The following is a 13,436-nucleotide window of genomic DNA, read 5'->3' on the forward strand; positions in this document are numbered from 1 at the left end:
GAAACAAGACGCCGGATCCCTCCCTCATTCGGAGCCGCACCATGCCTGACCAGCAGAAATCAAGCGATCACGTTCGGTTGAGATACGGCTTCTAAGACCCTGCCCGCACCAGTCCCCGGCGAGCGACGGGCCCAGATCAGCGGCGCTCGAGCTCCTCGCACCGACGTCATCCCACCCTCAGCTCAGGCTCTGCGAGCCCACCGGCGAGTACCTGTCGACGGCGTGGTGATGGTGGCCGGCCAACGGCTGCGGGTCGGTCGCAGCCACGCTGGGAAGACCGTGGTCATCCTGATCGAGGACACCGTCTTCCGCGTCCTTGACGGTGACGTCGAGCTGACGACACACGCCCGGACCAACGACAAGCCGGTCACCCAGTTCAGGGCCACCGCTCGCACCCGGGACTGACCGCCGATTGTCCAACACCTCCTGATGACGTCCAGCATCTTCTGGAACCAGACTGTCCAAGATCTCGCGGGACCTCACACCGTCATCCGCCCTGAAGAGCCGCCGCCATACCCGGCCATCCTGTAGGGCCAGCCGGTCGGGCAGCAAGACAACCAACGGAAGGGACCGACCGGGAAGGCGGCGGGCGGCGGATTCTGCTGGAATTCTAGGCATGCTTCGGATGGGCCGTATGAATGGGTAGGCGCCGCCGGCCACGTGCGCGGTTGGCCGGTCGGTCGGGTGAGGACGGGCGCCCGGCGGGCCGCGTCGACGAGGGGCGGGCCGAGCGGCGCCGCCGTGCCCGGCGGGCCAGCAGACGGGCCCGGACCCGGCCGCTGCGCGATCTGCTGCGCCTGGCGGGCGCCGCACTGCTGGTGGCCGTGGTGCTCAAGTCCTTCGCGGTCGAGGCGTTCGCCATCCCGTCCGCCTCGATGACCGACACCATCCTGATTGGTGACCGCGTACTCGTGGACAAGGTGACCCCGCTGCTGGGCGGCCGACCGCAGCGTGGCGACATCGTGGTCTTCGAGGACCCGGGCGGATGGGTTACGGCCGACCCGCACCGCGTCGCGTCCGGCTCGGGGGACGGAGGCATCCTCCGCAGCGCTCTCACCGGCCTGGGCCTGCTGCCCAGCGCCAGCGAGCGGGACGTGATCAAACGGGTGATCGGCGTGGGTGGCGACACCGTCGAATGCTGCGCCGCCGACGGACGCCTCATGGTCAACGGGAAACCCGTGGACGAGCCCTACGTCAAAGCCGGGAACCAGCCCTCCGAGATTCCCTTCGAGATCAAGGTGCCCCAGGGCCGCCTGTTCGTGATGGGCGACAACCGGCTCCAGTCCTCGGACTCGCGCGCCCACCTCGACCAGGCAAACGGCACCGTGGTCGAGGAATCCGTGGTGGGACGGGCCTTCGCGGTGGCCTGGCCGCTCTCCCGGTGGCGGCTGCTAGGGCAGTGACGCTGCCTCCCTCTGGACTGCGTTCCGAAGAAGGCGGCGTCACTATGTAGGCAGGTCACACGGTAGACCGATGTGGCGATCTCCGGAGCGTACGGACCCGAGAGGTGGCACCGATGCTGGCAGAGCCTTCGCGGGCGGTGCGGACAGGGGCGTTCGTCGCGTGCGCACTGATCCTGTTCTGCGTGCAGCTCGACTTCTTCGCCCTCAACCTTGCGGTCCCCGCAATCTCGAAGGAACTGGGCGTCACCATCTCCGCCGCCCAGTGGGTCCTGTCCGCCTACATGCTCGCCATCGGCTGCTTCTTCATCGTCGGAGGACGGCTGGGCGACATCTTCGGGCGCCGGGGCACCCTGCTTGCGGGCATCGGGCTCTTCACCGTCGGGTCCGTGGCCTGCGCGCTCGCCCCGAACCTCGGAGCCCTCGTCGGGGGCCGAGTCGTCCAGGGAGTGGGCGCGGGCCTCATCTTCCCGGTATCGGTGTCCGTGATCACCAATGCCTTCCCCGTGGCGGGCCGCGCTCGGGCTCTTGGGGCCCTCTTCGGCATCGCGAACATCGGTACCGCCCTCGGCCCCTTCGTGGGTGGCGGCCTCGCCGAAGGACCGGGCTGGCGGTGGATCTTCTGGCTGATGACCCCGCTGACCGTGCTCGCACTGCTGATCTCGTTGCGCTGTGTCCCCGATTCACGCGATGCGTCGACAGCGCGCGACCTCGACCTCGTCGGCTGCTTCCTGATCGTGTGCTGCCTGGCGACGCTCACCCTGTCAATCGAGCGGGGCAGCGCCCAGGGCTGGGGCTACCCCGGCATTGTGCCGACCTTCGCCGTGGCGCTGGTAGCGGGTGTGCTCTTCGTCGTACGGGAACGAATGGCCCGCCATCCGCTTGTCGACCTCCGGCTGTTCCGCAATGTCCCCTACGTGCTGGTGCTGGGCATGGGCTCAGTGGCGAACATGGGCTACGCGGTCACCGTCTTCATCTCCACCCTGTACCTCCAGGGTGTGCGAGGACTGCCCCCGCTGACGGCCGGCACCGTCTTTCTCGCACCGGCACTCATGGTGGCCTTCAGCGGCCCCCTCGGCGCGAGGCTGGCACAGCACATGCGGCCGACGACCGTCATGGCGCTCGCCGCCGCCGTCGCGGGCACGGGCATGTACGCACTCACCCTGGTGAACGCCTGGTGGGCCTATATACCGGTGTTCGCCTGGTGCGGCCTAGGCCTGGGGCTGGGCTGGACATTCTCCAGCGTTGCGACCCAGCAGTTCGTCGCCCCCGCCAGAGCCGGAGAGGCCTCGGGTGTCCTGCTCACGTTCCTCGTCACCCTGGGCGCGGTGGCGCTGGCCATCACCGCGGCGGTACTCACCTCGATGGCACCGCACCGGACACCTTCGGAGGTCTACGACTCGATCCTCCGATTCGGCGGAGTCGTGATCCTGGCCGCCGCGGTCATCGGTATCACCGTCGCCCACCGGCTGCTGCGGACGGGCAGGCTGCCGGTCCCATCGAATGCCCTGGATGCCCCGGATGCCGCGCGACACTGACCGGAGAGGGAAGGAGAAGCCCAGCGCCTTGGCCGCGCGGGCACTGTCCTGCGTCCATTTCGTGGGGCTGGCCTGGTTCATCGGCGCCGAGGCGATCCAGTTGTCGGGCGAGGGCTACACGCAGCGGTCCCTGCTGCTCAACTTCATCACGTACCTCATCGGCGTGAACGGAATCGTCACCGGGACTGGCCACATCCTCCTGGGCGTCCCGGTGGCGCGGTCGATCGGATGGCCCGCCCTGACGCCCTGGCAGTGGGAGGTGGGCTGTGCGAACTTTTCCTACGGAATCCCCGGGGTCATGGCCGCCGGGCAGGACCAGGGGTTCTGGCTCGCCGTGATCGTCGTCGCCGCCGTGTTCCTCCTGGGCGCGGCGATCGGCCACGTACGGGAGTACCTCACCGCACGCAACGCCTCTCCGGGCAACATCGGCTTCGTCCTGTACTCGGACGTGCTGATTCCACTGGTCGCCGCCGGACTGTACTTCTCGTACACGCGTTGAGGCGATGGGGAAGGGCAAGGGGTAGGTCAGGGGAAGTCACCCGACGGCCTGGTCCTCCTGGGACACCAGCAGGCCTCGGAGAACACTCTTGGTGACCCGAGCGAGGTGCCGCAGCTCGTCCTCCCCAAGCTCCCCCGTCCTGAGCTGCTCCCACGTCTGCTGCAGCAGATCCCGGGCCTTCAGCCTGGTCTCCTCGGACATGCCGGGGTTGGAGTAGCGGGAAGCATCATCCGTCAGGCCGTTCAACGTCGTTGTCATGCGTACGGCCACGGAACGGATCTCGGCCGAGGGGACGGTCCCGTCCTCGGCCTGGCGAAGATCGCTCCACATCGGACTGGAATCACAGACGATGTCGTTGTACCGGGACTGTGCCAGGCGCGCCCGGAGGGTCCAGAGGTTCGAATGGTCCTGTATCGGGAAGAAATTCATGCCAGCGAGTCCTTCGGATATTCGTGCCGTCAAAGAAGGCGTACGGAAGCAGCTTGCCTGTAAGTGAATCCCGCCAGGACGGTACGTCAAGCAACCGTGAATATTCATCCGAAAAGAGGACAGTCGGGTAAAGTTTATGCAAAATTAGGCAGAGTGCCTGTGAAGTAATCGAACTCTAGGGTTACGTTAGGGGATATTTAAGGGGCCGGGGAAGCGAATTCATGCTTCACTCCTTCAAGCGGCGTGCTGGCCCCGGTCCGCACCCCGCAGCGGTCGCCCCGCGTCGAGCACCCTCCTGAGCTCCGGCAGTGAGAGGGTCTCCGGAAGCCCCGCTCGAGACTTGCGGCGGATCGCCCGGCCGACCAAGTGGTCCATGTTGCGCAGGTCGCTGTGGGCCCGTGCCATGGAATAGGCAGTGGCAAGGGTGCGGAATCCCGGGTACCAGATCATGCACTGGCTACAGTTCCAGAAATACGTGTCACGTTCCATGTCGAATCCGGCGCACACCGAGGACGGGTGAACAGGCGGATCGGACTCAGATGGCGGATACACCGTGTGGCACGAGGAAGTGTGGCAACGGTGGGGATTCGTCCCCACCAAGTCGTGGCGGGCCGATGAATGCTGCTGCACTGTCACGATCACTCCTAAGGAAATTCCGATCCTACGGAGCCATTTTCTCCGTCCGAGCGTGTGGGACATCCTCCGATCGGCCCCTCCGGCCGGGGGAGCGCCGCGGCAGGACGATGAACCGGCATATCTCGCTCACCGGGCGCTCTCGCCGGGCGGTCAACCGCAAGCGGGTGTCACGGGTCATGAGGGGGCACGGCATCGCCGGGAACAGCTGGCGCACCGGACGCCGCAGTCTGACCAAGGCCGATACCAAAGCCGCCCCGTCGCCCGACCTGATCAGCCGGGACTTCACAGCCACCCGCCCCGGAACGAAGACCGTCGGGCACATCACCTGCAACCCCACCGCCGAGGGGCTGGCTCTACCTCGCCACGTTGCTGGACCTGGCCACACGCGAGGTGATCGGGTTCTCGATGGCCGGCCGCCACCGCACCGCCCTCGTCGTCGACGCCCTTGACATGGCCGCCGCGCTCGGCCGCTTGGGGCCCGGCTGCGTGATCCACAGCGATCGCGGATCCGAATACACCTCCCACCGACTTCGCCTCAGAATAAAAGAGTTGGGACACCGCCAAAGCATGGGCCGCACTGGAAGCTGCTACAACTGTCAGTCTTTTCGCGCCGGATCCCGCAAGGATTGGGTAGCCCCCGCCGAGGTGGTCTGACTCTTGCTATGACTGACCCTGAGGGTGTCCTGGCGTTGATCTGTCGACCGGTCGGCCGGGCACGCAGCAAGCGCTGCCGCCGGACGGACGTGACCTGATAAGAGCCTGGAGCCGACTCACCAAAGCGTCCCCGTGACAGTCCTGTCCGTCCGACCGGCGACAGCGTGACCTCCCACGCTACCGGCCGGAAGGAACATCGTGCAGAGCTTCGAGCAGCCCAGGTCCGGGCATGTCGTGATCGGCGTTGACACGCACAAACACGTACACGTCGCGGCGGTGACGGACACGATCGGCGGGATACTGGCGACCTTGACCATTCCCACCGACATCGGCGGCTTCCAGTAACTGCTCGACTGGGCCGACTCATTCGGCAGGGTTTTGGGTTTCATCGAGGGCACCGGCTCCTACGGTGCACCCCTGACATCGTTCCTGCGCAGGTCCGGCCACAAGGTGGTCGAGGCGGGCCGGCCGGACCGGCGGCTGCGTCGGATGAAGGGCAAGTCCCACACTCTGGACGCCGCGAACGCAGCCCACGCCGTCCTCGCCGGGTTCGCGACCGCCACACCGAAGAGCGCGGACGGTGAAGCGGAGATGATCCGCCGGCTCAAGGCCGCGCACGACCCGACGCTGGCTGTCCTACTCCGTCGGCATGGTGATCACGGACGCGATCCACCGGCACGTGCTGAAGGTCCCGGTGTCGGCCTGGGCACCGGCCGTCGAGGCGGACGGCGAGATCCGGGACGGCGCCTGGGTCGCCGAACTCACAGGCGATGTCCTGGGCGTCTGGCCGAAGGGCATGCAGCTCAGCGTCCGCAGGGAAAGACCGCACCCAGGGGCCCAGTTGAGGCTCACCGACTCGGACGGCATGCCGCTCACGTGCTTCGCGACGAACACCACCGGCCTGCCGATCGCCGAACTCGAGCTCCGTCACCGCCTGCGGGCCCGGGCAGAGGACCGGATCAGGGCCGCCCGGGCCACCGGCCTGCGCAACCTGCCCCTGCATGACACCGCCCGGAACCGCATCTGCCTGGAGAACGTGCAGCTCGCGTTGGACCTGCTGGCCTGGATGCCGATGCTCGCGCTGACCGGTAGGGCCCGGCTCTGGGAACCCCGCCGCCTGCGGCTCCGCCTGTCCACCGCGGCCGGACAGCTCGTTACCACCGGGCGCCGGCGGACCCTCCGTCTCGCCCGGCATTGGCCCTGGACCCTCGACACCACCACCGCCCTCGACCGGCTCGCCCGACTCCCGAATCCCGGCTGACCAGCAGCTTCCCGTCCCGACGACAGCACCACCCGACCCGGAGCAGTGGAACCCGGCGCCCACCCGACACGACAGCCGGGCATCCGCGCTGCCCTCACCAGCCACAGAACGCACGACGGTCTGCCGACTCCGTCGGCAGACCGTCAAGAAAGATCGAGACTAACGTCTACTTGAAGTTGACGTCCGAGCAGGAGTAGAAGGCTTCTTCGCTCTGGAATGAGCCGTCCGGCTTCTTCAGACCGTGCCAGATCGTGTAGATAATGTGCTTGCCCTTCTTCTGTGGCAGCTCCACGTTGAACTCGAACATCTTGCCGCTGCCGAGGTAGCCGCCCGGGGCGGTCACGGCGGCCGTGTTGTCCGCGCTCAGGAACGGCGTCGGCTCCAGGTCGGACCACTTCAGGGGCTTCGAAGGGTCGTAGCCGTCCTTGGTGACGTACATCTCCATGCGGTACGGATTGTGCAGGGTGCTGATGTCGTACTTGAGGTCGTAGTTCTTGCCGCTGGGCAGGTCCGTGGACGGGAAGTCCGTCCGTGCCAGGTCCAGGCCCGCAAACTGCGGGTTGTTGGCACTGCACAGCTTCCCGTCCGGGATCTTGCCCCGGTGCTGCGGGGAGGAGGGGGTCGTCGCGTGGTCGATCGCGGCGGCCTGGACGATCGACTTCCAGTCGCCGATGTGGGCGCCGCTGACCTTCAGAGCAGCATCGCAGGCGGCGTTCGTCGGGCTCCAACCCTCCTTGGCGCAGGCCACGGATCGGCTGACTGGGTCGCCGGTGGCGCCGTGAGCGGATGCGGTGCCGGCCGAGACGGTGACGAGGGACAGGAGGGCGGCGCCGGCGGCGGCGCCGAATACGGCGACGCGGCGCGAGGGCAGCTTGGTGGGGGGCTTGATGGTCACAGTGCAGCGTCCTCAGTCGTGGTGACCGACTCCTGGTTCGAGAAGTCGCTCCACGCTCCGTCGCCGAGCTTCGCCCGGATCTTGACCTCGAAAGTCTTGCCCCCTTCGGTTCCGACCAGGACCTCCCTGGATGCCTTGCCCGAGGGAATCGGAATGGTCGGGCTGTCGGTGCCCCACATGAAGGTCTGTGCGAGCTTGCCGTTGAGGTAGACCTGGTAAGTACTGATCGTTCCCTGCCCCTGCGGGACCGACCAGCCCAGGTTCAGGTAGTGCTCCTTGACGTCACCGTTCTCCTTGCTGGCCGTGGAGACCTTCAGCTCACGGGGGGCGTGCTTCTCGTCTCCCCCGTCCTGGTCCTTTCCGGTGCGGGCGCTGACCTCGTCAGTCGGTGCGGACTCCTTGCCCGATGCGTTCACGGCCGTGACCTTGAACTTGTAGGCGGTGTCCGAGGCCAGGCCGCCGACGTTCGTCCGGGTCGCGTTTCCGCCGACCTCCTGTACCTTGGCGTCGTCACGGTAGACCCGGTAGCCGGTAACCCCGTCAGCGTCCTTCCCGGCCTGCCAGGCCAGGTCGACCTGGTGCGGCCCGTTTGCCTTGGCTTCGAGGCTCTTGGGGAGGGTGGGGGCCGGCTTGTCGGGAGACGGTTCGGTCTTGGTCCGCAGCGGGATGTCCTGGCTGAACGCCGAAGTCTTCCCGGTCTCGCTGACCGCCCGGACCTTGAAGGTGTAGGTCGTGTCCGGGGTGAGCTGCTCCACGTTGGTCATCGTGTTGCTGCCACCGACCTCCTTGACGCGTTCGCCGTTCTGGTAGATCTCGTATGCGGCGACGGCGGAACCGGAGCCCGTGGATGGCCTCCACATCACATGGACCTTGGTGTGGTCGATGACGAAGGAACCATTGTTCTCGGGGGCGGAAGGCGCCTTGTCGGGGTTGTGGTCCGAGCCGTCAACCATGCAGTTGCTGATTTTCGGGACCGCTACGCCAGCCGGGTTGATGCCCACCTTGACCATCCGCTGCCCGCCCGCCGGGACGCTGCCGCGGTCCTCGATCGACGTGACGGTCACGCGAGTGCCATTCTGGAGCAGCTTGAACGCCCAAGGGTTATCGATGGTGGCCTGTCCCTGGGATATGTCGAACTCCAGCTTCCAGTCCTTGGCATCGGCTCCGTCCCTATTGGCCAGATTCACCTCCCCGTCTGCCCACCACTGCGTCGCACCGTCGGCAATCTTGCAGTTCGCGACGGTGATGTCGCCGGGAGCAGCCGAGGCGCTCGCCGCCATCGGGATGGTAATGGCGCCGAACGCCACGGAGATGCCTCCGCAGATGGCGAGGAGATTTCCTTTTCGGGACATTCAGACCTTCTCGAGGGGGATGGCGAGCTGGGCAAACGGGCCCGCTCGACGTATTTCTGGAGGTAGGCACTGCCAACTGCGTGATGTGGGGGAGCACGCGGCCCTGCTCGCACCGGGGTCCGGTCGCCTCGGATCACGGTGGGTGCAGGCTCCATCGTGCGCGCCTGATGATTAAGCCCGAGCTAGAAGACGATTTTCCTTGCCCGACTTCGCACGGTATAAGGCTTCCGTGTTGTCGTCCCCTGCGCCGTCCCCTGTGCTCCATAGGGGGGAAGCGGAAGCCGTGGCGCCGTGGCGCAAAGGGGAGCGCCCGCTGCCCGCTCTAGCTTCTGGGCTCAGGCTTCGGGAAGGTGACGACTTTGTGCCGCAAGCGGGAGAGCCGGACGGACCGAACGTTTTTCGGACATCCGTGGGGGCTGTCCACGCTGTTCCTCACTGAGATGTGGGAGCGGTTTAGCTTCTACGGCATGAGGGCCCTGCTGGCCCTGTACCTCGCCGCCCCCGCCTCCGAAGGCGGTCTCGGCTTCTCCGACGGCACAGCCGTGGCCATCTACAGCGTGTACTCCTCGATGGTCTACCTGCTCACGCTGCCCGGGGGCTGGGTCTCCGACCGGGTGCTCGGGCCCCGTCGGTCCGTATCAGTGGCCTGCGTCATCATCACGGTCGGCCACTTCCTCCTGGCCGTGCCCCCCACGTCGTTCTTTTTCGTCGGCCTGGCGTTGATCGCGATCGGCTCAGGCCTGGTCAAGGCGAATATCTCAACGATGGTAGGACATCTATACGAAGGGCCGCTGGAAAACCGACAGGACAGCGCTTTCACCATCTTCTACATGGGCATCAACCTCGGCGGCTTCCTCGCTCCGCTGATCATCGGCACGGTCGGGCAGAAGATCGGCTTCCACGCAGGGTTCGCGCTCGCCGGTGTCGGAATGGCAGCCGGTCTCGTCCAGTACCTGATGGGGCAGCGTTTCCTGAGCCCGAGCAGCAGCGTGACACCGGCGCGGCTCGACCCGTCGGACCGCAGGGCACTTCTACGGAAGGGGATTCTGTGGCTCCTGGTGCCCGTGGTCTTCTACACAGGGGTCGGCCTTTCGGGGCACTACACCCTCGACTGGGTCATGATCCCGCTGACGCTGATCGGTCTGGTCTTTCCCGCCTGGACTCTGTTCCGGATCCGAAACGATCCGGAGCTGACCCCGGCCGAGAGGAGCCGCGTGTCGGGGTACATCTGGTTGTTCGTGGCTGCCGCGATCTTCTGGATGGTCTACGACCAAGGCGGATCCACCCTCAATCTCTTCGCCGCCCAGAACACCGACACCACGGTCCTGGGGTTCGACTTCCCCTCCAGCTGGTTCCAGTCATTGAATCCCCTGTTCATCATGATGCTGGCGCCGCTCTTCGCCTGGCTCTGGCAATTCCAGGGCGCCAGGAACCGTGAGTGGCCGACCCCGGTCAAGTTCGCCGCAGGTCTGCTGCTGGTGGCTCTGTCCTTCGGCGTCTTCCTTGCCGCGCTCGCGGCGACGGCCGACGGCGCCAAGGCCTCCCCGCTCTGGCTGGCCCTGATCTTCCTCGTTCAGACGGCCGGCGAACTGTGCCTCTCTCCCGTCGGCCTGTCCGTGACCACAAAGCTCGCACCGGAGAAGTACGCCAGCCAGATGATGGGCGTATGGTTCCTGGCCGTCACGGCGGGCGACTGCGTGACCTCGTTGGCCGAGACCGCGGGAGCCAACCTGGACAGCCCGTCCTTCGTCATCGTGGAGATCTCCGTCACTCTGGCCGCGGGCCTGCTGATCGCGGCCTTCCGGAACAGGATTTCCTCCCGATTCCTCGGCCACCGGTGAACGGGGCGGTCCCCCTCGAGGACCGGATACGACGAACCGCCGCCGTCCCGGGGGGAGGGAGGGCGGCGGTCCGGCTGTCACATCGGGGACCGGAACGGGAGCCGACGCCCGGCACGTTTCATCAGCGGGTCAGCTCACACTGCGGGACTTGAGGCCCGCGGAGCAGATGTTGGTGCCCACGGTCCAGTTCTCCAGCTCGCAGTCCTGTGCTATCAGGACGCTCTGGCCATTGTTGGGGCTGTCAGGAGAGGTGAAAGAGGCGTTCCGGACCAGCCAGGCCTGGCTGCCGGAGTTGACGTAGATGTCACCGCTCAGCGTGAAGGTCGCCTGACGCCGTTCGAACCATCCCACGTGCTTGGGGGCGACGTGCAGGGTGTTCGTGGAGGACGTGGTGAAACTGTCCAGGACGGTGCGATTGAACGAGAGCTTGGCGGTCTGCTTGACCAGGCTCGGCACGGTCACCTCCCAGGAGAGTTCGGCGCCCATGGACGTGCTCTGCGAAGTGGTCTGTGTCCAGGCGACAGCACTGTCGAAATTGTTGGGGCCCATGTTCTGGAAGTATGAGGTACCACCGCCGGCGGGAACCGTTACCACCTTGGCGGGGGCCAAGCCGGTCGTCAGCTTTGCGCTGGAAAAGTCGCACGACGTATTGGTCGAAGACTTGTTGCAGTACTTGTTCAGCAGGGCCGACCCCTCCGCCAAGTCGGTCACTTCGACGGGCGACGAGACCTTGAGAATGGGGTGGGGATTATATCCTGAGGTATTGGTCCACTGGCAGCCGTAGGGAGAATTACTGACCTTCTTCCCCCCGTTCGAAGGGTCCCCCTTGTAGATCGCGCAGCCCTTCGAGTTGTCCCCGACAAGCGGCACGGAAAAGTTCGCGGTCAACCAGAAATCGGTCAGCTTTCCGTTACGGTCGGCTATGTGGTACTGAAGCCGGACGTCCGGAAACGCACCATCCACATGCCAGGCATCAGAAGATCCGAGCGGAACCGTGGTCTCGGGGCGGTCAACAATATTGTAGCTCGTCGAAGCCCTCCCCTCCTGAAGGGAAACCCCCGAGTCAGTCTGCGTTGTCCCGAAAATATCCAGGTTGTACTCCCCCTGGACTTTGACCTCCCCCTTGCCCCCGGCGCCTCCCGGCGCCGGGGCCGCCATCGCGGCAGTCGAGGTGGCACCGAGGCACACGAGTGCAGCCGAAGCCGACACCGCAAATATCCTGGCCAGATTCAATTGAAACTCCCTAGTGAGATCAGCAAGCGACCACAAAGCGAATCACGACGCCTAGACCATACGCGGAGATATTACTGAAAGCTTATGTGGGCAGTAATGCGAGACTCAAGATTAAGCAAAGACCCATGTTACTTCCAGGTATTTATGACACCTCTAGCTTTCCTTTAGGGATCCCCTAACGGGAAATGCGGTAATCGATTCACCGGATACATCAACGGGGGTGTTTCGTTTAGGTGCTGACACTGCTCTGACGTACACGCCAGCGGCTCGCGCAGGGGGCACGGGCCGGAATACACGCACCGACCTGTCCCGGCAAAGGAAACGGCTCTAACCTGCCCTGCTCACCTATTCTGCCCAGGCTCACCAAGGGCTCCTCAAGAAAGGCCTGGGCTCCATGGACGCACTGGCCGCGCCTCCCCCGTATCTGATTTTCATGGCAGACCGCCTTACCGCCTTTCGAAGAACTCGTTTGGTTCCGAGAAATTCATCCGGCCTACTCCCACTCAGATGTCCAGGAACTCGGTGACGATCGCCCGCCTCGGCGCCAACCGTCCGGAGGGCTTCGTCGAATCGGCACCGGAGCGTCCGTCTGGCAGGGCTGCTGGATGTGAAGCCCTACCTCGAGACATAGCTGGTGATCAAGAATGGCCAGGCCCACCGGCTGCGGTCTCGGCGTTAACCGGTCGGTCGTCGAGTGCACCTTCGACCACCTTCATTGGTTTCGCCAGCACGTTGCCACGGCAGGACGGATCCAATTCATCGCCGAGGAGCTGCTCGACCAGGCCACGCACGGGACGGCCGAGCCGAAGTTTGCATGGACTTCCCGCTGCCGCCCTACGCCCTCTCCGACATGTTGCAGATTCTGGCCGAAGACCACGCCCGGACCGTCCAGTGGTCCCTCGACCCCTTCAACTGTCTGCCGATCACGGAAGATACTGCCCAGCGCAGGATCGACAGCGCTCGGGATGTGGCAGCCAGGGAATTTTAACGAAAGAAATAACCGGAAGCGCCATGCTGCTCTTTCTGGTCGGGCATGTGGAGGTAAGCAACCTCATCGGGATCACGTGTGGATGCTCACCCAGCATCCTGATCAGTTGACTCAGGTCCGGCGCGATTCGAGAGTTCTCAATTCACCCTTGCTGAATCCATCCGTTGCGATCCATTACTCTCATTCCTCGGATCGCCTACGAGGAAATCAAACTTCACGGACACCGGTGTCGGCGGATACGGTCGTCCAGCTCTCCATTGCCGCCGCGAACCGCGACCCGGCGATGTTCCCCGAACCAGACCTCTTCGACAACGCGGAGCCCTCCGGCGCGCCCTGTCGTTCAGTGCCGCGTCCTATACCCGCCTCGGCCAATACTTTGCGCGGATGCAGAGCAGAATCGCCATGGAGGTAGTCCTCGGGGGGATCCGGACCGACGCCTGGACGAATCGACACCCATCGCCTGCTATCTCACGGCGGCGAACTGAGATCCGGTGAGCTGCCCCGAGTTTCGTAGAGTCCGGTCTTGATTGGTTCAGGCGGACTGCGGGGTTTGCTCCTGGCTGCGCCAGAAGGCTCCGGGCCTTGACCCCGGATCCTGTACACACGAGACACTGGATCCTGAGGATCTGAGGACGGACATCTCGTGGTCATGAAGTACTACCCGCCGGAGTTCAAGGCGGACGCGGTCGCGCTGTACGAGTCGCGGCCGG

General features: G+C 65.3%; 11 protein-coding genes and 2 pseudogenes. 9 read left to right on the forward strand and 4 right to left on the reverse strand.

Annotated features, from left to right (window positions below; genetic code table 11):
* Positions 1–279: 279 nt before the first annotated feature.
* The 4 genes from ACZ50K_RS37055 (at position 280) to ACZ50K_RS37070 (ending at position 3,437) form a co-directional block, all read left to right on the forward strand.
* Complete coding sequence (locus tag ACZ50K_RS37055) at positions 280–405, forward strand: hypothetical protein (RefSeq protein ID WP_468911754.1); 126 nt, start codon at positions 280–282, stop codon at positions 403–405.
* 263 nt (positions 406–668) lie between these two features.
* Positions 669–1,403 (forward strand): signal peptidase I, encoded by a 735-nt coding sequence (gene lepB, locus ACZ50K_RS37060; protein WP_468911755.1) that lies wholly within the window; start codon positions 669–671, stop codon positions 1,401–1,403.
* A 113-nt stretch (positions 1,404–1,516) separates the two neighbouring features.
* A complete protein-coding gene (locus tag ACZ50K_RS37065; RefSeq protein ID WP_468911781.1) occupies positions 1,517–2,938 on the forward strand; it encodes an MFS transporter in 1,422 nt (473 codons plus the stop codon).
* A gap of 28 nt (positions 2,939–2,966) precedes the next feature.
* The gene (locus tag ACZ50K_RS37070; RefSeq protein WP_468911758.1) at positions 2,967–3,437 is read left to right on the forward strand and encodes a DUF6790 family protein; all 471 of its coding nucleotides are present in this window, start codon (positions 2,967–2,969) and stop codon (positions 3,435–3,437) included.
* 36 nt (positions 3,438–3,473) lie between these two features.
* On the opposite strand, the gene ACZ50K_RS37075 is transcribed toward ACZ50K_RS37070, so the two are convergent.
* Positions 3,474–3,866, reverse strand: coding sequence for a hypothetical protein (locus ACZ50K_RS37075; RefSeq protein ID WP_468911761.1), 393 nt, complete (start codon positions 3,864–3,866; stop codon positions 3,474–3,476).
* Positions 3,867–4,853: 987 nt separating this feature from the next.
* On the opposite strand from ACZ50K_RS37075, the pseudogene ACZ50K_RS37080 reads away from it, so the two are divergent.
* The 3 genes and pseudogenes from ACZ50K_RS37080 to ACZ50K_RS37090 all read left to right on the forward strand — a co-directional run.
* Positions 4,854–5,156 (forward strand): annotated as a pseudogene (locus ACZ50K_RS37080) (DDE-type integrase/transposase/recombinase); the annotation flags it as partial.
* A 198-nt stretch (positions 5,157–5,354) separates the two neighbouring features.
* The gene (locus tag ACZ50K_RS37085; RefSeq protein ID WP_468911763.1) at positions 5,355–5,501 is read left to right on the forward strand and encodes a hypothetical protein; all 147 of its coding nucleotides are present in this window, start codon (positions 5,355–5,357) and stop codon (positions 5,499–5,501) included.
* Positions 5,502–5,781: 280 nt separating this feature from the next.
* Positions 5,782–6,417 (forward strand): annotated as a pseudogene (locus ACZ50K_RS37090) (transposase); the annotation flags it as partial.
* Between the two features lie 166 nt (positions 6,418–6,583).
* On the opposite strand, the gene ACZ50K_RS37095 reads toward ACZ50K_RS37090, so the two are convergent.
* Positions 6,584–7,312 carry a lytic polysaccharide monooxygenase auxiliary activity family 9 protein gene (locus tag ACZ50K_RS37095; protein WP_468911765.1) on the reverse strand — a complete coding sequence of 243 codons (729 nt, stop codon included), beginning with the start codon at positions 7,310–7,312 and terminating at the stop codon, positions 6,584–6,586.
* Positions 7,309–8,619, reverse strand: a complete 1,311-nt coding sequence (locus ACZ50K_RS37100) for a fibronectin type III domain-containing protein (RefSeq protein ID WP_468911768.1) — start codon at positions 8,617–8,619, stop codon at positions 7,309–7,311. Before ACZ50K_RS37100 ends, ACZ50K_RS37095 begins: the two co-directional genes overlap by 4 nt.
* Positions 8,620–9,014: 395 nt before the next feature.
* On the opposite strand from ACZ50K_RS37100, the gene ACZ50K_RS37105 reads away from it, so the two are divergent.
* Positions 9,015–10,505, forward strand: a complete 1,491-nt coding sequence (locus ACZ50K_RS37105) for a peptide MFS transporter (protein ID WP_468911771.1) — start codon at positions 9,015–9,017, stop codon at positions 10,503–10,505.
* Between the two features lie 129 nt (positions 10,506–10,634).
* Here ACZ50K_RS37105 and ACZ50K_RS37110 read toward each other — a convergent pair whose 3' ends face one another.
* A complete protein-coding gene (locus ACZ50K_RS37110; RefSeq protein ID WP_468911775.1) occupies positions 10,635–11,738 on the reverse strand; it encodes a hypothetical protein in 1,104 nt (367 codons plus the stop codon).
* Between the two features lie 814 nt (positions 11,739–12,552).
* Between ACZ50K_RS37110 and ACZ50K_RS37115 the strand changes: the two genes are divergently transcribed.
* Positions 12,553–12,726 (forward strand): hypothetical protein, encoded by a 174-nt coding sequence (locus ACZ50K_RS37115; protein ID WP_468911778.1) that lies wholly within the window; start codon positions 12,553–12,555, stop codon positions 12,724–12,726.
* Positions 12,727–13,436 lie beyond the last annotated feature (710 nt).

It is taken from the genome of Streptomyces sp. NPDC033845 (assembly GCF_055576225.1).

Bases quoted from the DNA above. Each gene is read 5' to 3' on its own strand.
- ACZ50K_RS37065 (WP_468911781.1), top strand. From the start codon at position 1,517: ATGCTGGCAGAGCCTTCGCGGGCGGTGCGGACAGGGGCGTTCGTCGCG.
- ACZ50K_RS37075 (WP_468911761.1), bottom strand. From the start codon at position 3,866: ATGAATTTCTTCCCGATACAGGACCATTCGAACCTCTGGACCCTCCGG.
- ACZ50K_RS37115 (WP_468911778.1), top strand. From the start codon at position 12,553: ATGGACTTCCCGCTGCCGCCCTACGCCCTCTCCGACATGTTGCAGATT.